The organism is bacterium (assembly GCA_021372615.1).
In the GTDB taxonomy this organism is placed as follows: domain Bacteria; phylum Armatimonadota; class Zipacnadia; order Zipacnadales; family UBA11051; genus JAJFUB01.
Window position 1 is genome coordinate 82,071 of sequence record JAJFUB010000092.1, and the last position, 26,792, is coordinate 108,862.

A 26,792-nucleotide genomic window follows, 5' to 3' on the forward strand; every position below is an offset into this window, starting at 1 on the left:
GAAGCTATCCCCCGGCCAGCAGGCGGGTGAACTCGTCCTCGTCCAGCACGGTCACGCCCAGTTCCTGGGCCCGGGTGAGCTTGGAGCCCGGGTCGGCCCCCGCCACCACGTAGTCCGTCTTCTTGCTCACGCTGCCGGTCACCTTGCCGCCCCGCTGTCGGATGGCGTCGGTGGCAGCCTCACGGGTGAAGCCCTCCAGCGTGCCCGTCAGCACGAACGTCTTGCCCGCCAGCGTCGCCTCGCCCGCCGGAGCGGCCGCCGGTGCTTGCGGGTTCACCCCGGCCGCCAGCAGCCGCTCGACCACCTCGCGGTTCCGTTCCGCAGCGAAGAAATCGCGCACCTGCCCGGCGATCTCCGGGCCGATGCCGGGCACCGCCTCCAGGTCCTCACGGCTGGCCGCCATCAGCGCGCGAATGTCCCGGAAGTGGGCAGCGAGCAGGTCAGCCACGGCACTCCCCACGTGCGTGATGCCCAGCCCGAAAATGAAGCGCCCCAGACTGGTGACCTTGCTGCCCTCGATGGCGGCCAGGAGATTGTCAGACGACTTGTCCCCCATTCGCTCCAGGCTGACAAGCTGCTCCTTCCGCAGGGCGTACAGGTCGTACAGGTGGCGCACGAGCCCTTGCGAGGTGAGGATGCCCGCCCAGCGCTCGCCCAAGCCCTCGATGTCCAGCGCGCCGCGCGAGGCGTAGTGCTCAATGCGCCCCTCAAGCTGTGCCGGGCAGTCCGCCGACGGGCAGCGCGTCACCGCTTCCCCCTCCTCCCGCACCACCGCCGTGCCGCACACGGGACAGGCGTCGGGCAGATGGTACGGCGCCGTGCCCTCCGGGCGCCGCTCCTTGATGACCACCACGACCTGTGGGATCACGTCTCCTGCCCGCTGGACGAGCACGGTGTCGCCCTCGCGGATGTCCTTACGCTCGATCTCGTCCTGGTTGTGCAGGCTTGCGCGGCTGACGGTCACGCCGCCGATGTGCACGGGCTCGAGCACGGCAATGGGCGTGATCGCCCCGGTGCGGCCGACGCTGGCCATGATCGAGCGTATGACCGTCGTCTCCTGGCGCGGGGGGAACTTGAAGGCCACGGCCCAGCGCGGGCTGCGGCTGCGCGCCCCCAGTTCGTCCTGCAGCCGCCGGTCATCCACCTTGATGACCACACCATCTATCTCGTACGGCAGGTCGTCGCGCCGCTCCAGCATGTCGGCGTGGTACGCCAGCACTTCGTCCACATCCGCGCACCGGCGTCCCAGATCGTTGATCGGCAGCCCCCATGCCCGCAGGGCGGCCACCAGCTCCTCCTGCGTGCCGGCTGCCAGACCCTCGGCCTCCCCGATGTCGTAGCAGAACAGGGCCAGCGGGCGGGAGGCCGTGATCCCCGAGTCAAGCTGACGCAACGAGCCGGCGGCGGCGTTGCGCGGGTTGGCGAAGGCCGGCTCCCCCGCCTCCTCCCGGCGGCGGTTGAGGTCCTCGAAGTCCGCGACACGCATGTAGACCTCCCCCCGCACCTCCAGACGAGACGGGACGCGCCGCTGGAGGGGCCGGCTATCAGCCGGCCCGTCGTTCGGAGCGGGTGGCACTTCCAGGCCAGGTAGCTGGCGCGCGCCAGTGACGGTGGGCCGGCTGATAGCCGGCCCCTCCGACGGCGCCAGCCCTGCGTCCCCCGAGAGGCGCAGCCGCAACGGCGCCTGTCGGATGGTGCGCACGTTGTCGGTGACATTCTCCCCGACGACACCGTCCCCGCGCGTCGCGGCGACCTCGAGCGCGCCGTTCACGTACACCAGCTCCACCGCCAGCCCATCGAACTTCGGCTCCGCCCAGTAGACGACCGGCGTCTCACTCGCCCTGGCGCATGTGTCGGCGAAGTTGCGGAGTTCCGCCTCCTCGAAGATGCTCTGCAGGCTCATCATGGGTTGGGAATGGGTGACGGCGCCCAGCTCTGTCCGGATCGCCGCCCCCACACGCTGTGTCGGCGAATCGGCTGTCACCAGCTCCGGGTGGGCCGCCTCCAGCTCCTGCAACTCCTGCATCAGCCGGTCATACTCGGCATCGCTGAGGGTCGGCTGATCGAGGATGTAGTACCGGTAGTTCGCTTCGCTGAGGTCGGCGCGCAGGCGCTCGATGCGCGCGTTGAGGTCTTCGTCCATGGTCCACCTCATGTCATCCGCAGGGGTGCACTCATATTCGCCCCTCGGCCCCGGCGCCCCTGCGGGAGGATTTGCGGGCACCGGCGGCCAATTGTCACTCCCGGGGGGAGCACATGGGGACCGGAGGGACACATGAGCGAGCACGAGGTCTCGGAGAAGGACCGGCAGATGGCGGCGCAGTGCCTGACCTGCCCGGTGTGCAAGCGCGCCCGACAGAAGCAGAGGGGATTGGCGTTCTGGTTCGTCAAGAAGATCGAGGGCAACCTGTGCCCGTACTGCAAGGCGTATGAGCGGGTGTACGGCAAGAAGGCGCACGAGCCGGAATAGCCGGCGGCGGTGCCCCGCCCTCTCCCCTACTTCCGGTTCAGCACCGCGAAGGTCTTCAGCCGCCAGAACAGGTCCTGCGAGGACTGGATCAGTCCGGCGAGTTGTGCCTCGGCCTGCCAGTCACCGGCCTGGCCTCGCGTGCTCAAGTCCTCCACCTGCTTGAGGACCCCCTCCACCTTGGGCTTGAGCGCCGCCCCGTCGTCCGCCGCGTCCGCGATGAGCTGGCCCGCCTCGGACTTCAGCTTCGCCACATCCAGCCCGCGCACAGTGCCAGGGCGGAAGTCCAAGTTCAGCAACTCCACCAGGTCCTCGTTGCCGCGCGCCTGCAGGTACGCGATGGCCTCGGCGTTGGTGCTCTTGCACAGGTCATATAGGCCCAGGCGCAGACTGCCGGCCTCGGGCTTGACGCTGAACTCGGTCATCACCGCATAGTCCCCGATGCTGACCTTGCCGCCCAGCAGCGGGGCCTGCTCCACGATCGCGGCGCACGGCCCCTCGCCCTCGCCCTTCGCCACGTCGAACACGGTGTCGTAGTACAGCAGCCACGGGTCCTGTCCCGGGGCCACTGTCAGCGTGGACGGCTCCTGCTGGTCCGTTCGCGGCGTCTTCACGTGGCGCTCGCCGCGCCGGTGCATGGCCGACGTGAAGAAGCTCGGGTAGCACCGCAGCCTGACCGTGACGTTCTTGAGCGTGTGCCCCTCGCGGGGCTGCCACTTGAGCAGGCACAGCACGTGGTTCGCGCCGGGCAGGAGGACGGTGCGCAGCGCCACCTCGGCGTCGGGATGCCCCCAGACCACCTGGAACTCACCCCGCGCACCGCTCTCGATGACCTGCATCTGCGTGAGGTCCTGCCGCACCACGTCCTTGCCATTGACGTCCATGGTCAGGAAGCCACTGTGGTACCAGTTGCACGCGCACGGTGAAGGCATCCCGAAGTTGCCCTCCGCCGAGGGATGCTCTCCGTTGTGTGACGGGTCAATACAGCCGCTGTACTGGAAGCTGTACTTCTGCCGCGTGTTCTCGAGCCAGATGTTGCGCGTCAGTATCTGGTGTCCCGGACACTGGTGCGTCGAGGGGCCGGTCCGCCCGCCATCGTCATGGGCGCCCACTTGCTCTTGCGCCGCCGGCTGCCCCCATGCCACCAGGGGCACGCCCAGCAGGAGAAGCGGCAGAACCCGTAGCGCCATTCTCATGGTGGTCTCCTCTAGCCAGACCGTAGTGCCAGCTTCCAGCCGTCGCACCCGCGGCAGGTAGTGCGGGCTTCCAGCCCGCCCCAAGCGTCCTCCGGCGGGCTGGAAGCCCGCACTACGGCACACGAAGGCTGCCCGTTTGGACTCGCCGCAGCCTACTGCACCTTCCAGGTCGCTTCGGCACTCATGCGGCTGAAGGGCTCGGTGGCCTTCAGGCGCCACTGGCCGGCCGCGTCGTTGTAGGCCACCGGCACCTGCACCTGCGCCCGACCGTTCTTGAGCACCGCGACGCTGCGTCCCCACAGCGGCTGGTCGCCCGCCGGCGTGAAGACTTGCACGTACACGGTCTGCTTCTCCTTGGCCTGCGCCGGCAGCGGCAGGCTCACCGTGGCCGTGATCGTCTGGCCGCGCTTGGGGGTGGACGAATTCAGCGCCACCTTCATCCCCTTCAGCGGGTATGGCGAGGCCAGGAAGAAGCTGGCCCGGCCCCAGCGCAGCTTCGTGTCGAACGAGCGCGGGGTGCCCAGGTACTTGCCGTTGCGCAGGTCGTAGACGTGGTACTGCCCGGGCAGCGTCACACGCGCCGCCACCGGCTCGCCGGCGGTCGTGCCGGCCTTGGGCGAGAACCAGGCGTTGCGCATCTGCCGCCACATCCCGAACACCAGCGCCTCGCCATCACGCCAGACCCGCGTCTCGGTGGCCGGGAGGGGCGCGCCGTCGGGCGAGGCCACGCCCACCGGCGGCTGCGTCCTCCCGAAGCGATAGAGCGCGGCCAGCAACTGGCGCATGTCGGCGGCCTGCTGGTCATCTTCCTTGGCCGTGACCAACTGGAAGTTCAGCAGCACGGCCTGGCCCTTGCCGAACTGGTTGACGAGGCCGACCGGCACGTCGCCCACGGTACCCAGGGCCTTGGCCCCGTTGGCGCGGATGTCCGGGTCAATCCGCGTCTGCAGCTTCATGTCCAACGGGGTGGCACCCACGACGCCCTTGAGCGCCACTTCGGTCTGCTGTGCCTTGCCGCGGCCCTGGCGCTTGATGCCGAAGACATCATCGAGCAGCCCCGCCGGGACGGCCCTCAGGTGCCCGTCGAAGATCCCCGGCCGCACATCGGCGATCACCGTGCCGCCGCTCTGGACAAACTGCCGGATGATCTGTGCTTCCTCGGGGCTCATGGCCTGTGTCATCGGCAGGCAGAGCACCTTGAACTCACTGTTGGTCAGCACGCCCTTGGCCAGCATCCCGCTGGTGACATAGCGCGCGTCCTGGCCCAGGTCGTAGGTCATCTGCAGCCAGGTCTCGTGGTCCTGCTGCGGCTGCAGGTACGTGCCGCCGTCCTCGATGCCGCCCCCAATGGCCGAGGGCAGCGAGTAGAAGATGCCGATGCCGCTGTGTGCCCACTCGGAGTTGAGCAGCAGGTCGCCCAGCCCCTCGCGCACCGGCTTCATCTCGTTGAGGAAGTCCGCCGTGCACTCGAAGTAGTCAATGGTCGGCGACAGCACGCCCTTCCATGAGCCGATCCCGTCCCACATCCAGTACCAGCAGCTATCGAGGCCCTTCATCACCATGCGCCACGCCGCGTCCGACAGCGCGTCGCCGGTCTTGGAGTAGCCCATCCAGTTCGAGCGGATCTGATCGCGCCGGGCCGCCGACCGCACGAGGTCGTCCCCGATGCTCGGATACGGGCCGTAGAAGCCGTTGTAGGCCAGGATCTGGTCGTAGTCATCCCCGAAGCCGCCGGTCCCCTCAAACCCCGTGATGCCCTGCGGGTCCAGCACCTTGTAGCGCTCGCCGAACCGGCCGGAGAACTGCGCGAGGTTGTGCCGCGCGAACGCCTCACGGTCAAACCAGCGCGGCGGGGAGGTCTTGCGGGCCTGCAGCTCCATGTTGTCCTTGTCCGACAGCAGGTTGACCTGGTCGAAGGAGGTGTACTTCTCGTTCCACGAGGCGTTCAGCTTGTCGATCGTGCCATACTGGCTCTGCAGCCACTTGCGGTATGCGGCGATGCAGGACGGGTGCACACAGCACCCCTTCGTGACGCCCTCATCGCCCAGTGAGTAGACGAACACTCCCTGCTTGCGCAGGTTGATCTGGTTGTCCACGATCTTCTGGACATATTCGCTGACGGCCGGCTCGTGGTTCCAGCACACCGGCTTCATGCTGCCATCAGCGTTCTTGTCGTCGAGGATGCGCGTGCTGTAGGGCACCAGCGAGGCGTCACAGGCCCGCATCACCGACGGCTGCTTGCTCAGGCCGAAGCTGCCCAGCAGGCAGGTGTTGTACCCCACGTCCTGCAGGTGCCGCCAGGCGTAGTAGCCCAGCACGTCCTGCGGGCCGTCCCACATGACGAAGTTGAACTGGCCCTGCCGTCGCTTGGGCACCGTGAACTCCGCGCACCTGCTCTCCACTTCCCCGGCCCCGTCCAGCACGACAGCCTCAGCGCGCATGACGATCGTGTCGAACGCGCCGGCGGTGGTGCTGAAGGGGTAGTCGCTCTGGTTCGGCTGGGGCATGATCTCCTGCTGGCTCAGGATGCGGTTGTACGAGTCGCGGAAGCGCACCACGAGGCGCGCGCTCTTGGGCAGGACGCCGCGAACGCTGACCAGCCCGCTGATCTTGTCTCCGCGCTCAACGTATGGGGTCGGGTCCTTCAGCCGCTCGATCTCCGCGTTCTCGGTAACGGGCGTCGCCGTGCCCTGCAGGCTGACGCCGCTCACGCCAAAGGGGCTCTCGATGGTCAGCAGCTTGGCCCCGGCGGCTTCCACGCCTTGCTTGCTCTTCACGATGGCGGACAGGTAGTAGTCGCCGGCCCGTAGCCGCGGCAGGATGACCGGCACGACGGCCGTGCCGTTGGCCTTCAGCTCGACGGGCTGCTTGCCCAGGTCCACGTCCAGGCCGTCATCGGCGCGGCGTAGGCTCAGCAGCACCGTACCCGACATCGCCTGCGTGCCAGAGATCACGACATCACCGGGCAGCGCCTTGTCCTCGCGGCCGATCAGCACCGGCTCGTCGGACAGGATCGTCTTGACCGCCACTGCCCCGTCCTTGCCGGCCGCCCACAGGGCCGCCCGGCCGATCGGCAGCATGCGGTAGTCATATTCGGCCAGGTGTCGCCACGTGAACGGACGTGACGGAGACAGCGCGTGGGCCGGGTAGTTGAGCCACACGGCGCGCCCCTCGCGCAGCTTGTAGGCGGCGATGTAGTCCTCCGGCTTCATCCACTTGCCGGGCTCAGCGCCGGGCAGGACGGGCACGGTCTGGGTCAGGAACTCGGGGGTCGGCTTGATCTGGCGCTTGGCGACCATGAACTCGTTGCCCTCGCCGATGCAGACGATCCCGGTCCCGTTGGCGACCTGCTGCAGGATCTCGTACTGCATCTTCGCCGGCAGCTTGCCCAGGCTGAAGCCCGCGATGACAATGAGGTCATGGGGCTTGGCCAGCAGCTTCTCGGCGCGGTCCTCGCCGAACTTCCCGCCATGGAAGCACCACTTGCCGCCGCCGCTGTCTACGAGGGCCCCTTCAGCCTCGATGTCGAAGCGCTGGCACAGCTCGACGACTTCGCGGTACCGTGTGCCGCACTCGGTCCAGTCGGGGCCGTAGCCGCCGCCGTACACGAAGAAGAGCCCGCGCAGCTTCCCGGTGCTGCCCGGCTGCCCCCAGTCCACATGGGGCGTCACGAACTTGCTTTGCAACGAGAGGTCCTCGTCGACCTCCTCGGCGGTGGTTGAGGCGTACGTCACGGCGGGCATGAGGAGGACGGCCAGGAGCATGACGGCGACAGGCAGTGTGGTGCGCATTTCATCCCTCCGACGCTGGTGAGGCAGTTGCCCAGCCTTTCGACGCGACCGGACAGCGTTCCTCCACGCCATCATCTTTTTCGAGGGTTGCTGCCTGGCGTAGTATAATGACTGCACTTCGTTGCGGAGGCCGGGCATGGACCGACGCGATTTCCTGTTGGCATCTCTGCTGGCCAGTCTGGGGCCGGGGGTCACCGGCTGCCGCTCCAACGCGACGCCGGCAGCCTCGGCCGACGGCGCCGTGCCCGGCAAGGTCGGCCGCAATCGCTGGCGCCCAGGGCCTGTCAACGGCGTGGACCTGGCCGTCGCCCGCGGCACATCGGCGCAGGAAACGCTGAAGGCCGCCCTGGGCGTCTTCGGCGGCATGAAGGCCTTCATCCAGCCCGGCGACCGGGTTGTCATCAAGCCCAACCTGGCCTGGAGCCGGACCCCCGAGCAGGCGGCCTGCACCAGCCCTGAGGTGCTCGCGGCCGTCATCGCCGCCTGTCGCGACGCCGGGGCACGCGACCTCATCGTCGGGGAACATGCCTGCGACGTTGCGGCCGTGGTCTTCGACCTGTCCGGGGCCAGGGCCGTCTGCGCGCAGGCCGGGATCGAGTTGGTAGACTGGTCCAGTCCCCAGCTCTACCGCGAGCAGGCCCTGGCGCAGGGACAGACGCTCAAGGCAGACCAGATCGCCACCGACCTCCTCGACTGTGATGTCTACATCAACCTGCCCACACTCAAGCACCACAGCGCCAGCACGGTGACCCTCGCGCTGAAGAACCAGATGGGCTGCGTCCAGGACCGGGGGAGGTATCACTCGGAGAGGGGGGCGGCGGGGGCGAACAACCTGCACCGTAACGTGGTGGACCTGGCCACTGCCCTGCGGCCCACGCTCAACATCCTCGACGCCACCCGGGCCCTGAAGACCGGCGGCCCCAAGGGGCCGGGCGTGGTGGAGCAACTGGACACGATCTGTGTCAGTCCGAACATCGTGGCGGTGGACGCCTATGGGGCCAGGCTGCTGGGGCACGACCCGCTGAGCATCCCCCACCTCGCGATGGCAGCCGCGGCGGGCCTGGGCGAGGCGGAACTGAACAAGATCCAGATGCGGGAAGTGTAGGCGGGGTCCGTCACACCGGCACGCTGCGGATCAGCTCGATGAGCTTGCCCGCGACCGCGTCCACCGAGTAGAGCTCGAGCACCCGTTGCCGCCCGCGTTCCCCCAGTTCCCGGCACAGGTTGGCATCATCGGCCAGCCGCCCAATGGCCCGCGCCAGGGCCCCCACATCGCCCTCCGGGAACAGCAGCCCCCCCGCCGTGCTCTCAATCATCTCCCGGATGAACCCCGAGTCCGAGCCGATGACCGGCTTCCCGCAGGCCATCGCCTCGCCCAGCGCGCGCCCGAACTGCTCCTTCCAACGTGGAGTCGTGTGCGAAGGCAGGACGAGAGCATCGAGGGACTGGTACCATGGGGCCATCTTGTCATGCGGCGTCTGCGTCCAGTGGACGCGATCGGCCAGCCCCGGCTGCTCGGCCGCCAGGGCCCGCAGGTGCCTCTCCTCCGGCCCAGTGCCGGTAATGTGCAACTCGACCGGATGGCGCGCCTGCGCCTGCCCCACCGCACGGATCAGATCGGCGACGCCCTTCTCGGGCACCAGACGCCCCGCGTATCCGATGCGGAAGGGCCGGTCAGCACCCGATGGCTCGGGCTCGGCCGGGCGGAAGGTCCGGGTGTCTATCGGGTAATGGACGACCATGCCCGGCTGGTGGTACTTCTTCTGCCGGGCCACAGCCAGGCACTCCTCCGAGGTAGCCGCGGCAGCCGAGGTCGAGCGGAACAGGGCGCGCTCGATCAGCGAGAAGGGGAACGGGTAGCGCTTGGGCACGTTCTGCTTGAGCGTGATGATCGTCTGGAAGCTCATGATGGCCTGGATGCCCAGGATCTGCCAGCCCACCAGGCTGTGTGGGTCCTCATCGAGGAAGAGAATGTCCGGCACTTCCTGCGTCAGCGCCGGCCCCAGGTCGCTGTAGGTGTGCAGGTGCAGGTTGCCGGACCAGTACACGCGGATGCCGGTCGCCTGGCCGGCCAGCGCAGGCAGCGGCGCGAACTGCAGCGGCCCGTGCAGCGACGACTTCCACCGCAGCGGCGCAATCAGCCGCAGGCTGATCCCCGGGTCCAGGGCAATCACCTTCGCCCAGACCCTCTGGTTGGCCGGTAGCACGCAGGAGTGGCTGATGACAGTCAGGTTCAGGGGTCTCATGAGTTCCGCACCACAGGCGTCGCGAGCGCCTGCTCGACCTCCGTCGCCTGACGGTCCCAGGAGAACTGCAGCGACGCCGCGTAGGCTCCCTCGCCCATGCGGCGCCGCTGTTCAGGTCTGCACACCAGTGTGTTCAGACGCCCGGCTATCTCATCGGATTCCTGCGATATCAGGTACCCCGACACACCGTCCTGAACGAGCCGCTCCCCCACGCCCACGGGGGTCATCAGCACCGGCAGCCCGCATGCCGCCGCCTCCGCGGCCACCAGCCCGAAGCCCTCGGCGTGGCCCGGGAACAGCAGCAGGTCGGCCGCGCGGAAGTACTCCCAGGGCCGGTCCGTGCCCGGCAGGAAGTGCAGCCGCTGCGCCACCCCGAGCTGTTCGGCCAGCTTGCGGAAGGGCTCAGGATCGTCGCGCCCGGCCAGGCACAGGTGCAGCCTGGCGTCTGTCCGCGCCAGGGCCTCCAGGGAGTACGTCGCCCCCTTCTCCAGCCACAATCCGCCCAGGAAGATCGCCAGCACGTCGTCCTCGGCCAGCCCCATCTCGGCCCGCAGGCGCGGACGGGCGGGGTCGGCTGGATCGGGGAAGAACACCTCGTGGTCCACGCCGTTCTCGCACACCGTGATCTCCTCGCGCGGGACGCCGTGGTAGTGGCTGAGTAGGTCAGCCAGCTCATGCGACACGGCCAGTGTCCGCCCCTGGCGGCATCGCCGCACGGCCCGCCGCTCGAGCCGCACCACTGTCGTGTACCAGAACGTGCGAACCAGCCGCTCGACCAACGACGGCCGGCGGAGCTTCCAGTAGACCTGCCGCGTCAGCTCCCATCGCCGGGCCAGGCAGTTGTGCACCAGTGTGTGAGTCTGGTTCAGCGCATTGCCGCCCTGCGACAGCACGGCATCATACCGGCGGACTCTCACCACGAACCAGGAGGCCAGCACGATCCACAGGGCTCGCACCATGAATGACCGCACGCGCGGCTGGCGGAGTCGGTGGACAATGGTCCCCTCGGGGATGTCACTCGCCTCGTAGCAGAACAGGTGGATCTCATGGCGCGGCGACAGGCGATGGAGCAGTTCGGCCACGACCCGCTCCTGACCGGCCACGCGATTGACATCCTCGATGATGATGGCGATCTTCATGTGGGGCGTGGCTCTCCGAAGCCGCATGCCGTTGCCGTAGGACCGCCGGCTTCCAGCCGGCGAGCCGTTACTGGGACCGCGGGCATCCCGCCCGCAGTGCCGTCCCGATCCCCGCCAGCCCTCCCGCCACACACGCCCCCACGACCCGCCAGCGCCCCACCGCCAACGCCGTGAGCACCCCCGGCTGCACCCTCGTGCCCAGCAGTAACTGATACGCCACCACCAGCGGCTTGCGCAGCGCCGACGTGTGCTTCAGCAGCACGTACATCCTGTCATGGGCATCGAGGTAGGCAAGCTGCGGGTCCAGCAGGTCCCGGCCGCCGGGCGTATCCGGACGGACTGCCGGATAGTGGTCCACCTTCGCATCGGGGTCGAAGATCAGCCGGTAGCCCCGGCGGCGCACCCCGAGCGAGATGTCGGTATCGTTCAGGTGCGGTCCACGAATGCGCCCGTCGAACGCAGGGAGGAGCACCCGGCGAAAGGACATGTTGACCCCCTTGAGGTGGTCCACGGGGCGTGGCTCGGGCGTGGTGCGGCAGTGGTGGCTGCCGATGATCCGCCCATACCAGGTGACGACGCCCACGCGACCCACGAGCGGCGGCTCCGGGCCCTCCGGCCCGCCCACGACATCCCGCCCGCCCACGCCGCCCACCTGCGGGTCGTCATAGTGCGCCATCAGTCGCCGCAGCCAATCCGTCCGTGGCACGCAGTCATCGTCCGGGAAGCAGACGATCTCCCCCGTCGCCACCGCCAGCCCGGCGTTCATGGCCGCGATCTGTCCCGGCTCAGTCACCGTCGCGATCCGGACTGTCGGATAGGCCTCTGCGGCCTCACGCGTGGCTGCATCGGTCTCACGGACGACCACGACGACCTCATCCGGCAGGCGCTCACCGTGGAGCAAACCGTCCAGGCACCGCGCGAGGCTGTCCGGGCGACCGTAGCTGGGAATGATGGCAGTAACGGTGAGATCGGTCATGATGTGTGTCGGCTGTGGGAGCGGTCACCGACCGCGACTTGCGCGCACTCCGGTCGCGGTCGGTGACCGCTCCCACAGTTGCACGCCGGTTACCCAAGCACGTCCCGCAGGTATCTCCCCGTATGCGACGCCTCGATCTTCGCCACCTGCTCCGGAGAGCCCTGGGCGATGATCAGGCCCCCCTCTGCCCCACCTTCGGGCCCCAGGTCAATCACGTGGTCGGCCGCCTTGATGACATCGAGGTTGTGCTCGATGACCACGACGGTGTTGCCGGCGTCCACCAGGCGCTCCAGCACCTGCAGCAGCCGCTCCACATCGGCGAAGTGCAGCCCGGTCGTAGGCTCATCGAGCACATAGAGCGTGTTGCCCGTGCCGATCTTGGCCAACTCGCGGGCGAGCTTGAGGCGCTGGGCTTCTCCACCTGACAGCGTCGTGCCCGACTGGCCGAGCCGCACGTAGTCCAGGCCCACGTCGTTGAGCATCCGCAGGATGCGGGCGATCTGCGGCACGCTCTCGAAGTGCTCGAGGGCCTCGGCCACGGTCATGTCGAGCACTTCGGCGATGTTCTTGCCCTTGTAGCGCACTTGGAGCGTCTCGCGGTTGTAGCGGCTGCCGCCGCACTGCTCGCACGGCACGTAGACCGGGGGCAGGAAGTGCATCTCGACCCGGGTGGTGCCGTCGCCCTGGCACAGCTCGCAGCGCCCGCCGCGCACGTTGAAGCTGAAGCGCCCGGACTTGTAGCCCCGCACCTGGGCCTCGGGCGTGGCGGCGAACAGGTCGCGCAGGGGACCGAAGACATGCGCATAGGTGGCCGGGTTCGAGCGCGGTGTCCGACCAATGGGCCCCTGGTCAATGTTGATGATCTTGTCCAGGTGCTCCAGCCCGCTGATCCCCTCACACTTGGCCGGCGGATCCTGGCTCCGGTGCAGGCGGCGCCGCAGCGCGCGGTAGATGACATCGTGGACCAGCGTGCTCTTGCCGCTACCCGACACCCCGGTTACGCACACGAGCAGCCCCAGCGGGATCACGACATCGAGGTGCTGCAGATTGTGCTCGTGCGCGCCCTTGAGGCGCAGGTAATTCCCGTTGGGCTTGCGCCGGTACTGCGGCACAGGAATGCGGCGCGTGCCGCTGAGGTACTTGCCGGTCAGGCAGTCCGGGGCCGTCAGCATCCCGGCGACATCGCCGGCATAGGTCACATGCCCCCCACGTACACCGGCGCCGGGGCCGAACTCGACGACATGGTCCGCGCGCCGGATCGTCGTCTCGTCATGCTCCACGACAATGAGCGTGTTGCCCAGGTCCCGCAGGCGGAAGAGCGTCTGCAGCAGCTTCTCCTGGTCGCGCGGATGCAGCCCGATGCTGGGCTCGTCCAGGATATACATGACCCCCGCCAGGCCCGAGCCGATCTGTGTCGCGAGGCGGATGCGCTGGGCCTCTCCGCCCGACAGGGTCGGCGCCGCCCGGTCGAGCCCCAGGTAGCCGACACCCACATCGCGCATGAACTGCAGCCGCGCCGTGATCTCCTTGAGCACTTCCCGGGCGATAATGCCCTGGCGTGGCGAAAGCGTGACGTCGTCGAAGAACCGGAGCGCCTCGATGACGTCGAGATGCGCCAGTTCGGCGATGTTGCGTCCGGCGAAGGTCACGGCCAGCGCCTCGGGCCGCAGTCGTGCGCCGTGGCACTCCGGGCACGGCAGCTCGGCCACGTAGCGCTCCAGGTACTGCCGCTCGCCATTGGACTCGCTGTTCTCATACCGCCGCTTGCTGGAGGTCACCAAGCCGTGGAAGGGCTTCTTGTACGTGATCTTGCGCCCCTTGACGGTCTCGTACGTGAAGGTGATGTCCTCGCCCTCGGACCCGTACAGGATGACCTCGCGCACCTGCCGCGGCAGCTCCCGCCAGGGGGCGTTCAGGTCGAAGTCGTAGTGCCGTGCCAGGTCGGTAAGCGTCTGCAGCAGATGGCCGCTCTTGACGTCCCCGAATGGCTGCAGGGCCCCACCGAGGACCGAGCGGGTCGGGTCGGCCACGAACAGGTTCGGGTCAATGTCGCGGATGAAGCCCAGGCCGTCACAGCCGGGGCACATGCCCTGCGGGCTGTTGAAGGAGAAGAGCTGAGGCGTGAGGTCGCCCACGGGGGTCCCGCACTCGTGGCAGGCGTAACTAGTGGAGAAGCGCAGCTCTTCGCCGTCTACAATGGACGCCAACACGGTGCCATTGCTGAAGGCCAGAGCGGTCTCGACCGAGTCGGCCAGGCGGGCCAGGCTGCGCTCGTGGATCGTCAGCCGGTCCACGATGACATCCAGCCGGTGGTCGTCGTCCCCCAGGTCTATGGGCTGGTCCAGCGGGATGATCTCGCCGTCCAGGAGGATGCGGGCGAAGCCCCCCCGGCGAATCTCGCGCAGCGCCTGCACCCACGTCTCCCCCGGCTCGCGCTGCGCCGGGGCCATGATGAGTACGCGGGTCCCCTCGCCCAGCGCCGCAATCTGGTCCACGATCATCTGCGGCGTCGAGGCCGTGATGGGCCGGCCGCACCGGTAGCAGTGCGGCTCCCCCGCCCGGGCGAACAGCACGCGCAGGTAGTCATAGATCTCGGTGATGGTCGCAACCGTCGAGCGGGGGTTGCCGCTGGCGCTCTTCTGGTCAATCGCGATGGCCGGGGACAGGCCCTCGATGTGGTCCACGGCGGGGCGCGTCATCGTGCCGAGGAACTGCCGGGCATGGGCCGACAGCGACTCGACGTAGCGGCGCTGCCCCTCGGCGTAGATCGTGTCGAAGGCCAGCGACGACTTCCCCGAGCCGCTGACGCCACAGAACACCACGAGCTTGTCGCGGGGCAACTCGAGGCTCAGGTCGCACAGGTTGTGCTCCCGTGCGCCGTAGATGCGGATTAGATCGTCAGACATGAAGACAACAACCGCCTTGCCAAATGGGCACACCATTATAGCAGGGCGGCGCAGGTGGTGGCAATGCGGAGGGCACGATTGCCGTCGGAGCACGGCTCTCCAGAGCCGCATCGTGGGCCGCAACGGCTGCGGCTCTGGAGAGCCGCGCTCCAACGGCGACCTGCTAGAGCTGGGGTATGGAGCAGAGCGAACATACTATTGACAATAGTATTTCAGGACATATACTACCGCAGATGGCCGAACTCTCGGGGAGGTCGTGAGACATGAAGATGTCAGCGCAGGGGCTTCTGATCGCGGCGGTGGTGCTGCTGGCCGCCAATCTCGTGGTGATGCTCGGCGTGTACGGCGCGGCGCCGGCCCAGGCGCAGCCCGGCCGGACATGCGTAGGGGTCGCGGCAACCTGCACGGCTGATGGCACCAACTGGGTGGTCTACCGGGCGTGGAGCGACGGCACCGTCGAGGCCCGGAGCAACATTGTCAACACCGGAAGCCTCGGCCTAACGTCCTTCTAGCCCCCCACGTACCCGTCTACGGAGCCGCCGGGGCCTCGGCGAAGGTCGCCTGCAGGCGCGGCCACAGATCCTGGCCAATCACGCCCTGCCCGCGGTCCTCGAACATGCACTCATAGCGGAAGAACACGAACCCCGGTAGCCCGGCCTGGCGCACCGACTGGACGGCCCGCACCATCTCCTCGGAGGTCGGCGTGCGAGCTTCCACGATGCCCTTCACCCGCTCGTACTCCTCCGGGGTGATCTTCCCCGCCGTGTGCAGCCACTCCACGCTCTCGAGGCCCTGCCGGCACGAAAGGTACTTCATGTGCTCGCGCTGCTCGTCGGCGGTGATGGTGCCTGCAGCCACCAGCTTCTGGTACAGGTCGCGGATCGGCTCGCGCCAACCGCCGTCAGCTCCGTAGGCCGAGATGCCCCCATACACCTGGCACTTCGGGTTGCCGCGGTGGATCCATTCGGCCAGCGCCCGGCAGGTCTCGCCGGTCCACTCCGGCCGCCCCTTGCTCATGCCAGCGTACTCGGTGTAGTAGCTCATCGGCACCATGAAGTCAAACACCTTGCCCAACTCCGCCAGGTCCTCGCCGTAGAAGGCCTCATCCGCGCTCAGCTCGGGCATCACGGCATACGACACCGGCATGGGCCGCACCGAGCGCGCGGCGTCACACAAGCGGCGCAGATACAGCGCCAGCCGCTTGCAGCGCCACTGGATGAAGCCCTGCACGTTCGGCCCTCCCCAGGCGGCGGTGTTCAGCATGTTGTCGCGCGTGATCTTGCTGAGGCGGAAGACGTCATTGGGCCAGTCGGCCGCGGCGAGGCCGGTGTCGGCCACGAACTGGCGCCGGCACCGGTCGCACAGGCTCTGCCAGGGCCGCGAGAAGCCCACCTCGTCAAAGTGGATGCCGTCCACGTCATACTCGCGGACGATCTGCCGGACCTTCTCCTCGCAGGCGGCCAGGTACTCCTCCTCACACAGGCACGCCTGGCCCGGCACCATCTCCTGCTTCGCCTCGGCGTAGGAGAGACAGCGCCAGGCCTCCTTCGTCTCGACCGGCGGGCGGAACAGCCACACATGGACCTGCAGGTGGTGCCGATGGCAGGCGGCGATCAGGTTGCGCAGGGCCTCGCTATTCGCCTCGTAGCGCGGCAGCACCATGGTGAACCCACAGTTCGCCAGCCGCTCAGCGGTCTGTTCGGCCGTCTCACCGGTCTTCGCCGTCTGCGACGCGCTCATCCACACCCCGCGCGCCTCCCCGGCCACCCCCGCCGAGGGGGCGGCCCCGACCGCCACTGTCACGACTGCCATCACACAGAACCGCCAGACATTCCCCACCGGCAAGCACCTTCATTCCATACCGTGATACAGAGCATGACGCCGACCTGTCCGGCGCGGGACCGCTCCGCACCTACAGCGGCAGGACCACCGGGGCGTTCCGGTCCGACGACCGGTACGCCGCCTCGAAGACCGCCTGCGCGTCGCGACCGGCTTCACCGGGGATGCGATTGGGCTCCCCGCTGCGCACGCAGTCGAAGAAGTGCCGCAACTCCAGCGTCAGGGCGGGCTCGCCGACGGGCACCTCGACGGTCTCGCTGTGGCCCGTGTGGTCGGCGAAGAAGAGCGTGTTGCCCTCGATCTTCAGGGCGCCCCGAGTGCCGCCTACGCCGTAGGCGCTGCCGCCGACCGGGTACAACTGGCTGCTGTGCAGCGAGCCGATGGCGCCATTCGTGTGACGCCACGAGATAATGATGCTGTCTTCGGTATCGGTGTCGGAGAAGGTGCCCCAGTTGCACAGCCCCTCCACCATCTCCACCGGACCGCCCATCCACAGCAGCAGGTCCATCTGGTGGATCGCGGCGGAATACAGCCCGCCCACCTTGCTGGCTTCACGGCGCCATTCGCCGATCCCGGCCGGCGGGCGCCCGCCCATGCGCACGGTCCAGGTCAGGCGGACATCCCCGATGTCCCCGGCGTCTATGCGACGCTTCATCTCGACATAGGCCGGGTAGAAGCGCATCACAAAGCCGATCATGAGCTGCACCTTGGTCGCCTGCGCCGCCTCGATCATCTCCTGGCAGTCCGCGACGGACGTCGCCATGGGCTTTTCGCAGAAGATGTTCACCCCGGCGCGCGCGGCGTCGAGACAGATGTCCTTGTGGGTGAAGGTGGGTGTCACGACGAGCACGCCGTCCAGGCCCAGCTCCAGCAGCTTCCGGTGGTCATCCACGGCCACGGGGACGTGATGCTCGGCGGCCACTTCCTGGGCGCTCTGCAGGTTCACATCAGACACGGCGGCCAACTCCACGCCCGGCTCCGAGGCCGCGATCTTGGCCTGAGCCCGCCCGAGACCGCCACAGCCGATGAGCCCGATCTTCAGCGTATCAGACATTGCCTCACATCTCCCTTGTGCGCGATGAGTGACAGGTGCTCCTATGGCACGTCTACACCGACATAGACCGCCCGGTGGCGGTTGTCGTCGAACACGAAGTGCAACCTGCGGCCATCGCCGCTGACGAAGCCGTCGGGATACGACAGCCCCGGCCCCGGTACCGGCCCATCCAGCGACTCGGGCACCAGCACCTGCTGATGGCCCCAGCTCGCCATGTCGTCATCGCTGATCCACAGTGCCAGCGGGCGTCGGCCCTGCACGCTGGGATTGTGCAGCAGCGCGATCCGGTGGTCCGGGAAGGCCAGGAGCGTCGCCTTCGAGCCGGGGTTCGGGATGTCCGTCGGAGCCGCAAACTCCGGCCATGTGACCCCGCCGTCCACTGAGTCGGCCCGGTACAGGCAGCCCTTCCCGTCGGCGCGGATCAGCATCGCGATGCGGCCGTCGCTCAGCCCGACGATGGTCGGCTCAGCCCAGGCGTGGTACTCGGGATCGTCGCTGAGGCGGACGCCGCCGTGGAGAGCCCAAGTTCTCCCGCCGTCGTCGCTGACGAGCACGCCATTGCGCGAATCGCGCACGACGTGGAAGAAACGACCATCCCGCAGGTCCGTGGACTGCACGTCCCACCGCAGGTAGTGCTGCCAGGGCAGCAGGATACGCCCCTCGCCTACCGCGATATGCGGCCGGATGAAGGTGCGTTCAGCCAGGAAGCCGGGCATCGGCTCCGGCTCCGCCCATGTGTGGCACAGGTCGTCACTGCGGATCATCCACGACCGCCACTGCCCGAAGCCGCCGTTGTGGCTCTGCACGAACAGCGTGCAGCGTCCGTCCACGACCATCAGGTGCGAGACAGTCTGGGCTGCCTCACCCAGGCCGAAGTCGAGCCGCTCGAACTCCGCCCAGGTCTCGCCCCGGTCGAGGCTGCGGGTCAGGAAGACGCGGTTGTCGGGGTGCGGTTCGGTAGGCCCCCCGCCCAGCATGACCATGGCCCACGAGCCGTCCGGCAACTCCCGCAGTGTCGTGTCGCACACCAACTGGTTCGGCACCGGCGGCTCGCAGATGGTCCGGATGGTGACGTTAGTCAAGCACGGCCCTCCCGTCAGCCTGCGCCTGTCGGATGCGCTTTTCCGCCGCGGTGATGAGCGCCCTCGCCTGCGCGTCCAGCGGCTCCGCTGCGTCCAGTCCACACACGTGGCTCAGCACCCATTCCACACCGCGCGGGGCCATCGTGTCGAGGAACTCCCGGTCCGCCGGGAACAGCTCGCCCTGCTCGTCCGGGGCCCGGAAGTGCATCCCGGCCGCGGCGCACAATGCCGTGTATTCCGGCTCGACGCCCTCACGCAGGTCCATCAGCAGCGGCCCGATCACGCGATCCTCGCGCGACAGCTTCCGCTGCAGGTCCCGCCCGACGCGGTGCAGCGTGTCGCCCAGCGCCCTATTGGCAAAGCGTGAGATCAGGTCCTCGATGTGCGCGCCCTGGTTCTGCTCGTTGAACTCCTCCGGGTACACCTCCATGAGCGCGCGGCCGGACTCCCACATCCCTGCCCGCACCGCTGGCCCCACCACCGGATGCTCGACCGCCTGCCAGGTGGTCGTCAGGCTCGGGTCCTGGAGATAGCCCAGATACGCGCACAGGGCATGGCCGAAGTTATGGATGAAGGACTTGCGGTCCACATAGGCCTTCATGTTCTGCTTGGGGTCCAGACCGCGCACGTCGGGCACGGGGTTCTTGAAGGCGGCCGCATCGCAGATGAGCGTGTTGTAGGCCTCGGCGAACACGAGCAGCGGGTCGGCGGCGCGATCCTCGGCGCTCATGATCGGCACCATCTTGCCGATGCTGGTCTCGACCAGGCCCACCACGTCGTCCAGCGGGAAGCCGGGCGGAAGATGCTGCACGAGCCCCGCGCGCACCGCGGCCGCAGCCTCGCGCATGTTCTCACAGATGATGACATCCAGCGGGGGCTTCCCCTCGGCGTGGCGGAGCCGCAGCCCCTCAGCCAGGGTCGGGATGACGAAGGGCAGGGCCTTGGGCCCCACGGCCGTGCCGCAGCAGCGGCAATCCGCCAGCGCCCGCGCTGCCGCGGCCACGTCCCTGCTGTTGACACCCCGCACGTGCTCGACCCAGATGGTCTCGGGCACACGGTCCTTGATCTCGACGCGGTAGCGCCGCTCCCGGTTCAGGGCGGCGATGACGTCCTCGACCACATCGAGGAAGATGACCTCAAAGCCGGCCCGGGAGAAGAGCTGGCCGATGAACGAGCGCCCGATGTTCCCGGCGCCGATCTGCACAAACGTTTCCATGCCGTACCTCACAGGCAAAACGGGGACTGCCACCGCGTTCGGCATTGCCGACCGCCGGGCCTGTCCCCGTCTTTTGGACAACCTCGCCCCCCATTCCTGCCCCGGCGCCTAGATGTACCCCAACTCCGCCAGCTTCGCCACCACGGCCTGCGCGCAGGCTTCCACGTCGGTGGTGCTGGTGTCAATGACCACTTCGGGGTTCAGCGCTTCCTCGTAGGGGATGTCAATGCCGTCCACGTCGTTGATCTCCCCGCGCGCCCGGCGGGCATACAGGCCCTTGGCGTCGCGCTCCTGGCAGACCTCCAACGGGCACCTGACGTACACCTCGACGAAGTGCGGGCACATCTCCCGCGCGCGGTCGCGGAACCGGCGCAGCGTCGCCACCGCGGCAATGACGACATTCACGCCGTGCTTGGACAGCATCTTGCCCATCCACGCCAGACGCTTGGTGTTCTCGTCGCGCGCTTCCAGGCTGAAGCCGAGGTTCGGCGACAGGTTCTGGCGCACCTCATCGGCGTCCAGGTTCTCTACGGGCAGGCCACGCTCGGCCAGCATCGCCGCGACTACGCTGGCGATGGTGGACTTGCCCGACCCGGCCAGACCGGTGAACCAGATAACGGCGCCTGTCTTCTCCATGGTGTGTCTCCTTCTTCGGTGGAACGACGGGAGCAGAACGGCGGGAACGGTGGGGCGGGAACCGAACGGCGGCAACGACGGCAGTACTCACGGCGCCAGCGGCGATGTTGCCGCCTCACCGTTGCCGCTGTACCGTTTCCGCCTCTCCGTTCCCGCCGCTACAGGATCGCCGTCCCTTCCATCTTCGGCGGCACTGGCAGGCCCATGAGCTTGAGCACCGTCGGGCCGACATCCAGGAGGTCCAGATCAGCGGCTTCCTGGCCCTCGCGCCCCGGCGCCGGGCTCATCACGAACATGCCATAGTAGTCATGGACCGAGTCATCCGGCCCGATCTCGGTGTCGAAGCTCCACAGCGTCCCGTGGCCGATGTCCTGGCTCGAGCGCCAGTGCAGATCGTCGAAGTAGACGAACAGGTCCGGCGCGTCCGCCATGTCGCCGCACGGGTACAGCTCTTCGGGGCGTAGCGCCCGGGTCGCCATGGTCCGCCCCTGGTCGTCGGGGATGGCCTCCAGCCTGCGGGCCAGGACCTCGCGCTCGCGCTCGTAGTCCTCCGGCGCGATGGTCCCCTGGGGCTCGCGCCCCTGCACGTTCATGAACACGCGCGCATAGTACCCGCCCCAGCCCCAGGCCTTCGTCCGCGACCAGTCCACCAAGTCTTCGGTGAAGCGAGTGACCCCGTTCACCGGCTCCTTGAGCACCAGGTAGCCCTCGTTCATCAGCCACTCGTTGAGATTGAGCGAGCCCCGCATGGCCTTCCCGCCATGGTCGGACACCACCAGCACGGTCACGTCATCCCCGCCGAGGGCCACTAACTCGCCCAACTGGGCATCCAGGTGCTTGTAGTAATCGAGCATGGCGGTCTCGAAGCAGTTGCCGGCCTCGTACTTCGGATGGGCGGGGTCGCAGTACTTCCAGAACCCGTGGCCGAGGCGGTCGGGGCCCATCGTCACCTGCATGAAGAAGTCCCACCGCTCCTGCTGCAGGAAGTGCCGGGCCACCGCGAACTGCTTGTCGGTCATGCGGTAGATCTCATTCAGCAGCCACTGCTTGTCTTCGGTGCGGAAGTTGTCTATGTCAATCATGTAGCCGTCCGCCACCCGCTGTACCTGCTCCTTCAGCTCGGGTGGGTAGACGAAGGCGCTGTCGGTGCTCGGGGTCAGGAAGCAGGAGACGCAGACACCGTTGACGGGCTTGATGGGGTACGTCTGCGGCACACCGAGGACACACACGCGCTTGCCGGCCGCCGAGGCGATCTCCCAGGCGCGCGGGACCTTGACGGCCCCGGCCGTGGCGATCCACTTGCCGTCATAGGTGCCTGTCCTGCGGTTGCGGAAGCCGTAGAAGCCCAGCACGCCGGGGTTACGCGAGGACATCATCGCGGTCCACGCAGGCACCGTGATGGGCGGGTCGGTGCTGCGCAGTGGCCCGGACAGGCCGGTCGCCATCAGGCGGCTGATGTTGGGCAACTGGTCGCGCCACTGGCGGAGCACATGCTCCGGTGAGGCGCAGTCCCAGCCGATGACCATGACACGGCGGGAACCGGGGTCCGGGGTCCGGGGTCCGTGTGGGGCAGCTTCGTTAGTCATTACTCAGAGCTCTTATCAACCCATTCAGCAGTTGGTGACACCGGGAGACCAGCCTCGGCGGGTTCCATCCCCACCCTCCAGACGTCCAATTCCCTGAAGTCCAGCATCGCGCTCCCCCAACTGGATCGGCCGTCACGCCGCTGCCGTTCACGGACCCCGGAACCGCGAGCCCGGATCCCGCTGCAGGCTACTCCACGAAGGGCTGCTCGAACCGCCGGATGACCTCCAGCACTTCCGGCCGCATGACTTCCTCGGGCACCGGAGCGCCGTCGAGAATGCCCTTGCGGATGATGGTGCCCGAGAACTGTATCTGCAGATCCTCGCCGTGCGGACAGTTGCGGTTGCTCGCGACCCGACCGCACTTCTTGCACCACCAGAAGTCCCCGCGGATCATGATCGGCTGGATGCCCAGGTCGTCGAAGCTCGCGAAAAACTCGATGGCCTCTTCCTCGCCGTAGTACGGGGTCTTGTCCTTGCGCGACACGCCGGCGTGGTCACGCCCGATGACGATGTGCGTGCAGCCGTAGTTCTTGCGCATGATGGCATGCAGGATGGCTTCCTTGGGGCCACCGTAGCGCATCTCGGTCGGCAGGATGTTCAGGAAGACGTGGTCGGGCGAGAAGTACTCGTGAATGAGCGCCTTGTACGCTTCGAGGATGACCTCATCCCTGAAGTCGCCCGGCTTCTTCTTGCCGATGAGCGGCTGGATCAGCAGCCCGTCGCACAGCCCCAGCACCGTCTTCTGCAGGTCCTCATGGCCGACGTGGGGCACGTTCCGGGTCTGGAAGGCCACGGTCGTCCGCCACCCCTTGTCACCAAAGACCTGACGAGTCTCGGCAGGAAAGAGGTTCCATGCCGCATAGGGCCCCCGGTCGTTGTCGAGCAGGTCGAGCGTCCCGCCGACGAGGTAGTCGCCGCGCTCGAACAGCCCGCGCACGCCCGGGTGCTCGGTCTCGGTGGTGCCGAACACGACCTGCGCCGTCTTCTCCTTGTCCCACGGGTACACTTCGGTCACGTGGTAGATCGCCAGGGGCTCGTCGTGCCCGTCCTGAACGAGCGCCACATCGCCCACGGGGACGCGGTCGGCGGCCGAGACGTCAAGCATGATGGGAATCGTCCACGGCACGCCGTTGCTCAGACGGAAGCCGTCGAGGATGCTGTCTAGATCGTCCTTGCCAATGAACCCTTCACAGGGGGAAAAGACGCCACGGGCGATGTTCTGGGCATCGCGCGCGGTGTCGTAGCTCACAACCAACTTCGGCAGCGAGGCCGCGCGAGCCTGCGCATCTGCCAGCGCCTCGCCCTCCAGAACTCGGTTGACCAGCTTGCCGCCATGGGGCTCGATCATCAGAACTGCCTCCGCAAAGTGCCTAACCGGCACAGCAAACTGCACTCACAGGTGAGTGCAGTTCCCCTCCGAACTAGGAGGATACCGGAGATGGCGAGGGGTGTCAAGCCGGGGTCGTCAGGTACGCAACTCCAGTTTCCCCGCCAGCCCCTCCGCCCGGAAGATCAGCCGGTACGCCGCCTGGCTGTGCGGTACCGAGGCCGTCTGCCACGTGCGCGACGGCGTCAGCGGCACGACAACGCGGTCGTGGGTCCCCGCAGCCAGCCCCGACGCGCTGTCGAAGCCCTTGGCGACCACCGCGAGTTCCCTGAGGGTCCCCTCCAGGCGGTACGCGAACGTCGTTTGGGGCCCCTCCTGGCGCAACGGGCGGGCCATCACCGCGGCGGCCGTGCTCTCCCCCGCCCCGGTCAGGGCCAGCGAGCGCGCCTGCTCCTGCAGCTCGATACCCTCCGGCACAAACAGGCACCACCACTTCGCCAGGCGCGGGACTGTGGACTCGGGCAGCTCAATGCCTGACACCTCCGGGGCGGGCAGCAGGCCCTCCCGGACGGCGATGGCCTCCAGCAGCGCCCGCCCGAGGCCCTGCCAGGCGCCTGGTGTCACCAGACGGCCGTTCCACGAGCGATGATAGGTCGTCTCCAGGGTCATCGAGAGGCCGCCGAAGCGGTGGTAGAAGTAGTTCGTCGAGACCTGGCGCATCAGGTCGCCATACCAGCGGAGCGAGTGCCGGCTGATGTCGGCCACGCGACAGGGACAGCCGGCCGGCGCCAGCGCTTCCACCAGGCGGGCCAACTCCCACGCGGCCTGCCAGTGATCCAGCCCCGCCAGGGGTTCCTCGACGGGGATGAAGAAACTGCGATCGCCCGGGGCCGGGGCGTGCAGGTCCACAAAGATGTGCGCCTCCCCGACCGCCTCGGCGGCCCGCATTAGCGCCGCCACCTCGGGGCGACAGGGCTGGGCCACGTAGTCACGGTTGTAGTCCCGTGGCGTCCGGTCCTTGCCATACATGCCCCCGGCCACGCCGTCCACGTCCATGGCCGGGGCCGCATGGATCGTGAGGCGGTCCAACAACTCCGGCCAGCGCACAGCCCGGCGCAGCAGCCCCTCGAGCACATACGCGCCCGACACCTCCCCCGCATGATGCCGCGCCGTGAGCCAGACGTGACGCGGGCCGTGCCCCACCTCCAGCAGTGGGAAGGGACGGCCCTGCTCGGACTGGCCGATGGTCCGCACGCGCCCCTCGCGCGTCTGCGCCAGCCGCGCGAGCAGGTCGGCGACGCGGTCGGGGCCGTACGGATAGCAGTACGCGACCTCGACGCGACCGCCGGCGGTAGGCACGCGGAAGTGCAACTCGTGGCGCTCAGCATCGAAGTGACACCCGCGTACCGGCACGCGCCGCCAGGGCCCGTCCTGCCGGTAGACAGGCACGGCAGCCCCCAGACTGCCCCCGCCCAGCACCTCCTCCGTGTGTTCCCACACGCAATCCACGTGCGGACCGGCTGTGTCGTCCAGCGCGAACTGCCACCACATGGACTGCGGCGAATCATGCTTCGGGGCGGCGAAGTGAACGCGGCCCTGGCGGATGCGCAGGGCCTGAACCGACGTTCCGGCGAGCTTCACGGCTTGCATGGGCGCCTCCTGTCGCGGCCGTGTTCGCCATGCTGCTGCGCCTGGCCTGCCCAAGGCAGGCCTAACCCTCCCCGGTGACGAAGTGGCGCCCCATCATGCACACCGAGGTGACCGCCCTTGGTCATTGACTGTCATGTCCACCTGATGTGCCGGCCTGGCGAGACCCAGACCGAGGCCGTGGCGCGTACGCTGCGCTGCATGGATCGCCTCGGCATACACCAGGCCTGCATCTGCCTGGGAGACTGCCTGGTCGTCCAGCCCGACGCCGACGAGCTGCGCCGGCAGAACGAGTGGGCCGCCAGCACCGTGGCCCTGGCCCCCGACCGCTTCATCGGCTTCGTCTACGCCAGCCCCAACTACCCCGACCTGTCGCTGGAGCTGATCCGCGAGTACCGCGAGCGGGGCTTCCGGGGGATCAAGCTGTGGGTCTGCCAGCTCTGCGACCACGCCGGCAATGACCCGATCTGCGAGTTGGCGGCCGAGCTCGGCCTGCCGGTGCTGCAGCACACCTGGTTCAAGGCCACCGGCAACATGCCGACCGAGTCCGAGCCGAGGCACCTGCTGGCCCTCGCGCGGCGCCACCCGCGCGTCAACTTCATCATGGCTCACGCCGGCGGCGACTGGGAGCGCGGCCTGCGCCTGGTGCAGGGCCAGCCCAACATCATTCCCGACACTTGCGGCAACGACCCCGAGGCGGGCTTCACCGAGCTTGCGGTGAGGCTCTTGGGGGCCGAGCGGCTCGTGTTCGGCTCCGATGCCACCGGGCGCAGCTTCGCCTCACAACTGGGCAAGGTCGTCGGCGCCGACATCCCGGAGGCCGACAAGCGCCTCATTCTCGGGGGGAACCTGTTGGGACTGATGCCATCATGACCATTGACACCAACTGCCACCTGGGCCACTGGCCCTTCCGCAAACTCGAGCACGCCGACGCTGAGGGACTGCTGCGGCTCATGGACCGCCACGGCGTGGACCAGGCCTGGGTCGGCGCCTTCGAGGGCGTCTTCTACCGCGACTGCGGGCAGGCCAATCGCGACCTCCTGGCGGGCCTAGCCGGCCACGAGGACCGCCTGCGCCCGTGGGCCACGATCAACCCCGCCTTCCCGGCGTGGGAGAGTGACCTGCAGGAGGCGCTGGCCGCGGGAATGGCAGGGGTGCGGCTGTATCCGAACTACCACGGGTATGCGCTCGATGACGCGTGTGTCCCGGAGCTACTGACGGCGCTGGGGCCGTCCGGGACGTCCGGCCCCACGCAGCCGGTGCCGGTCGCCATCTACCACAAGTTCGTGGATGAACGGCTGCACCACTGGACGTGCCTCGTGCCTCCGGTGGCGATGACGATGAAGCCGCTCCTGCAGGCGTTCCCGCAGCAGGCGTTCTTGCTTTGCGGCTGCGGAATGCCCCACGCGCAGGCGCTGGCGGGGACCATCCGCCAGGGGCGCGTGTGGCTGGACATCTCGCGACTGGAGGGGGTGGAAGCGGTGCGGCTACTCATCGAGACGGTGGGGCTAGAGCACGTCGTGCTGGGCAGCCACGCGCCCTACTTCTACATGGGCGCGGCGCACCTGAAGCTGGTGGAGGCGGGGCTGACGGAGGAGGAACTGGAGGCGGTGCGCCACAACAACGCTTCACGGCCACTGTCGCTGTAGTCGAGAGCCAAAGCGCAGGATAGCCAGGGCCCGCC

20 protein-coding genes are annotated in these 26,792 nt (G+C 68.1%); 5 read left to right on the plus strand and 15 right to left on the minus strand.

Annotation, left to right across the window (positions count from 1 at the left end; translation table 11 throughout):
• Nucleotides 1–4 precede the first annotated feature (4 nt).
• Nucleotides 5–2,143, minus strand: a complete 2,139-nt coding sequence (ligA, locus tag LLH23_14120; protein MCE5239607.1) for an NAD-dependent DNA ligase LigA — start codon at nucleotides 2,141–2,143, stop codon at nucleotides 5–7.
• Between the two features lie 132 nt (nucleotides 2,144–2,275).
• On the opposite strand from ligA, the gene LLH23_14125 reads away from it, so the two are divergent.
• Nucleotides 2,276–2,470, plus strand: coding sequence for a hypothetical protein (locus tag LLH23_14125; GenBank protein MCE5239608.1), 195 nt, complete (start codon nucleotides 2,276–2,278; stop codon nucleotides 2,468–2,470).
• A gap of 26 nt (nucleotides 2,471–2,496) precedes the next feature.
• Here the strand turns inward: LLH23_14125 and LLH23_14130 are convergent, their stop codons facing one another.
• Both LLH23_14130 and LLH23_14135 read right to left on the minus strand, forming a co-directional pair.
• A complete protein-coding gene (locus LLH23_14130) occupies nucleotides 2,497–3,663 on the minus strand; it encodes a hypothetical protein (protein MCE5239609.1) in 1,167 nt (388 codons plus the stop codon).
• Between the two features lie 152 nt (nucleotides 3,664–3,815).
• Nucleotides 3,816–7,454 carry a beta-galactosidase gene (locus LLH23_14135; GenBank protein ID MCE5239610.1) on the minus strand — a complete coding sequence of 1,213 codons (3,639 nt, stop codon included), beginning with the start codon at nucleotides 7,452–7,454 and terminating at the stop codon, nucleotides 3,816–3,818.
• A 136-nt stretch (nucleotides 7,455–7,590) separates the two neighbouring features.
• Between LLH23_14135 and LLH23_14140 the strand changes: the two genes are divergently transcribed.
• Complete coding sequence (locus LLH23_14140; GenBank protein ID MCE5239611.1) at nucleotides 7,591–8,559, plus strand: DUF362 domain-containing protein; 969 nt, start codon at nucleotides 7,591–7,593, stop codon at nucleotides 8,557–8,559.
• Between the two features lie 10 nt (nucleotides 8,560–8,569).
• Here LLH23_14140 and LLH23_14145 read toward each other — a convergent pair whose 3' ends face one another.
• From LLH23_14145 to uvrA, 4 genes are all read right to left on the minus strand, one after another.
• The gene (locus LLH23_14145; protein MCE5239612.1) at nucleotides 8,570–9,700 is read right to left on the minus strand and encodes a glycosyltransferase family 4 protein; all 1,131 of its coding nucleotides are present in this window, start codon (nucleotides 9,698–9,700) and stop codon (nucleotides 8,570–8,572) included.
• On the minus strand, nucleotides 9,697–10,839 hold the full coding sequence (locus tag LLH23_14150; protein ID MCE5239613.1) for a glycosyltransferase family 4 protein: 1,143 nt from the start codon (nucleotides 10,837–10,839) through the stop codon (nucleotides 9,697–9,699). Before LLH23_14150 ends, LLH23_14145 begins: the two co-directional genes overlap by 4 nt.
• A gap of 67 nt (nucleotides 10,840–10,906) precedes the next feature.
• A complete protein-coding gene (locus LLH23_14155; GenBank protein ID MCE5239614.1) occupies nucleotides 10,907–11,815 on the minus strand; it encodes a glycosyltransferase in 909 nt (302 codons plus the stop codon).
• A gap of 89 nt (nucleotides 11,816–11,904) precedes the next feature.
• The gene (gene uvrA, locus LLH23_14160; GenBank protein MCE5239615.1) at nucleotides 11,905–14,721 is read right to left on the minus strand and encodes an excinuclease ABC subunit UvrA; all 2,817 of its coding nucleotides are present in this window, start codon (nucleotides 14,719–14,721) and stop codon (nucleotides 11,905–11,907) included.
• Between the two features lie 263 nt (nucleotides 14,722–14,984).
• Between uvrA and LLH23_14165 the strand changes: the two genes are divergently transcribed.
• Entirely contained in the window at nucleotides 14,985–15,233 is a 249-nt protein-coding gene (locus tag LLH23_14165; GenBank protein MCE5239616.1) for a hypothetical protein, read from the plus strand.
• 16 nt (nucleotides 15,234–15,249) lie between these two features.
• On the opposite strand, the gene LLH23_14170 is transcribed toward LLH23_14165, so the two are convergent.
• From LLH23_14170 to LLH23_14205, 8 genes are all read right to left on the minus strand, one after another.
• The gene (locus tag LLH23_14170) at nucleotides 15,250–16,533 is read right to left on the minus strand and encodes a hypothetical protein (GenBank protein ID MCE5239617.1); all 1,284 of its coding nucleotides are present in this window, start codon (nucleotides 16,531–16,533) and stop codon (nucleotides 15,250–15,252) included.
• Nucleotides 16,534–16,633: 100 nt separating this feature from the next.
• Entirely contained in the window at nucleotides 16,634–17,614 is a 981-nt protein-coding gene (locus tag LLH23_14175; protein MCE5239618.1) for a Gfo/Idh/MocA family oxidoreductase, read from the minus strand.
• A gap of 41 nt (nucleotides 17,615–17,655) precedes the next feature.
• Entirely contained in the window at nucleotides 17,656–18,696 is a 1,041-nt protein-coding gene (locus LLH23_14180) for a glycoside hydrolase (GenBank protein ID MCE5239619.1), read from the minus strand.
• The gene (locus tag LLH23_14185) at nucleotides 18,689–19,912 is read right to left on the minus strand and encodes a mannitol-1-phosphate 5-dehydrogenase (GenBank protein MCE5239620.1); all 1,224 of its coding nucleotides are present in this window, start codon (nucleotides 19,910–19,912) and stop codon (nucleotides 18,689–18,691) included. The genes LLH23_14180 and LLH23_14185 overlap by 8 nt, the downstream gene beginning before the upstream one ends.
• Nucleotides 19,913–20,020: 108 nt before the next feature.
• The gene (cysC, locus tag LLH23_14190) at nucleotides 20,021–20,548 is read right to left on the minus strand and encodes an adenylyl-sulfate kinase (GenBank protein MCE5239621.1); all 528 of its coding nucleotides are present in this window, start codon (nucleotides 20,546–20,548) and stop codon (nucleotides 20,021–20,023) included.
• 158 nt (nucleotides 20,549–20,706) lie between these two features.
• On the minus strand, nucleotides 20,707–22,134 hold the full coding sequence (locus LLH23_14195; protein MCE5239622.1) for an alkaline phosphatase family protein: 1,428 nt from the start codon (nucleotides 22,132–22,134) through the stop codon (nucleotides 20,707–20,709).
• Between the two features lie 187 nt (nucleotides 22,135–22,321).
• A complete protein-coding gene (sat, locus tag LLH23_14200; GenBank protein MCE5239623.1) occupies nucleotides 22,322–23,482 on the minus strand; it encodes a sulfate adenylyltransferase in 1,161 nt (386 codons plus the stop codon).
• 117 nt (nucleotides 23,483–23,599) lie between these two features.
• Complete coding sequence (locus LLH23_14205; GenBank protein MCE5239624.1) at nucleotides 23,600–25,111, minus strand: hypothetical protein; 1,512 nt, start codon at nucleotides 25,109–25,111, stop codon at nucleotides 23,600–23,602.
• 117 nt (nucleotides 25,112–25,228) lie between these two features.
• Here LLH23_14205 and LLH23_14210 point away from each other — a divergent pair, with 117 nt between their 5' ends.
• Nucleotides 25,229–25,981 carry an amidohydrolase family protein gene (locus LLH23_14210; GenBank protein MCE5239625.1) on the plus strand — a complete coding sequence of 251 codons (753 nt, stop codon included), beginning with the start codon at nucleotides 25,229–25,231 and terminating at the stop codon, nucleotides 25,979–25,981.
• A complete protein-coding gene (locus LLH23_14215; GenBank protein ID MCE5239626.1) occupies nucleotides 25,978–26,757 on the plus strand; it encodes an amidohydrolase family protein in 780 nt (259 codons plus the stop codon). Before LLH23_14210 ends, LLH23_14215 begins: the two co-directional genes overlap by 4 nt.
• Nucleotides 26,758–26,792 lie beyond the last annotated feature (35 nt).

Coding starts and splice junctions, on each gene's coding strand:
- LLH23_14175 (MCE5239618.1), bottom strand. CDS start 17,614: ATGTCTGATACGCTGAAGATCGGGCTCATCGGCTGTGGCGGTCTCGGG.
- ligA (MCE5239607.1), bottom strand. CDS start 2,143: ATGGACGAAGACCTCAACGCGCGCATCGAGCGCCTGCGCGCCGACCTC.
- LLH23_14195 (MCE5239622.1), bottom strand. CDS start 22,134: ATGACTAACGAAGCTGCCCCACACGGACCCCGGACCCCGGACCCCGGT.
- LLH23_14185 (MCE5239620.1), bottom strand. CDS start 19,912: ATGGAAACGTTTGTGCAGATCGGCGCCGGGAACATCGGGCGCTCGTTC.
- LLH23_14215 (MCE5239626.1), top strand. CDS start 25,978: ATGACCATTGACACCAACTGCCACCTGGGCCACTGGCCCTTCCGCAAA.
- LLH23_14150 (MCE5239613.1), bottom strand. CDS start 10,839: ATGAAGATCGCCATCATCATCGAGGATGTCAATCGCGTGGCCGGTCAG.
- LLH23_14140 (MCE5239611.1), top strand. CDS start 7,591: ATGGACCGACGCGATTTCCTGTTGGCATCTCTGCTGGCCAGTCTGGGG.
- LLH23_14205 (MCE5239624.1), bottom strand. CDS start 25,111: ATGCAAGCCGTGAAGCTCGCCGGAACGTCGGTTCAGGCCCTGCGCATC.
- LLH23_14135 (MCE5239610.1), bottom strand. CDS start 7,454: ATGCGCACCACACTGCCTGTCGCCGTCATGCTCCTGGCCGTCCTCCTC.
- uvrA (MCE5239615.1), bottom strand. CDS start 14,721: ATGTCTGACGATCTAATCCGCATCTACGGCGCACGGGAGCACAACCTG.
- sat (MCE5239623.1), bottom strand. CDS start 23,482: ATGATCGAGCCCCATGGCGGCAAGCTGGTCAACCGAGTTCTGGAGGGC.
- LLH23_14145 (MCE5239612.1), bottom strand. CDS start 9,700: ATGAGACCCCTGAACCTGACTGTCATCAGCCACTCCTGCGTGCTACCG.
- cysC (MCE5239621.1), bottom strand. CDS start 20,548: ATGGAGAAGACAGGCGCCGTTATCTGGTTCACCGGTCTGGCCGGGTCG.
- LLH23_14170 (MCE5239617.1), bottom strand. CDS start 16,533: ATGGCAGTCGTGACAGTGGCGGTCGGGGCCGCCCCCTCGGCGGGGGTG.
- LLH23_14125 (MCE5239608.1), top strand. CDS start 2,276: ATGAGCGAGCACGAGGTCTCGGAGAAGGACCGGCAGATGGCGGCGCAG.
- LLH23_14130 (MCE5239609.1), bottom strand. CDS start 3,663: ATGAGAATGGCGCTACGGGTTCTGCCGCTTCTCCTGCTGGGCGTGCCC.
- LLH23_14165 (MCE5239616.1), top strand. CDS start 14,985: ATGAAGATGTCAGCGCAGGGGCTTCTGATCGCGGCGGTGGTGCTGCTG.
- LLH23_14155 (MCE5239614.1), bottom strand. CDS start 11,815: ATGACCGATCTCACCGTTACTGCCATCATTCCCAGCTACGGTCGCCCG.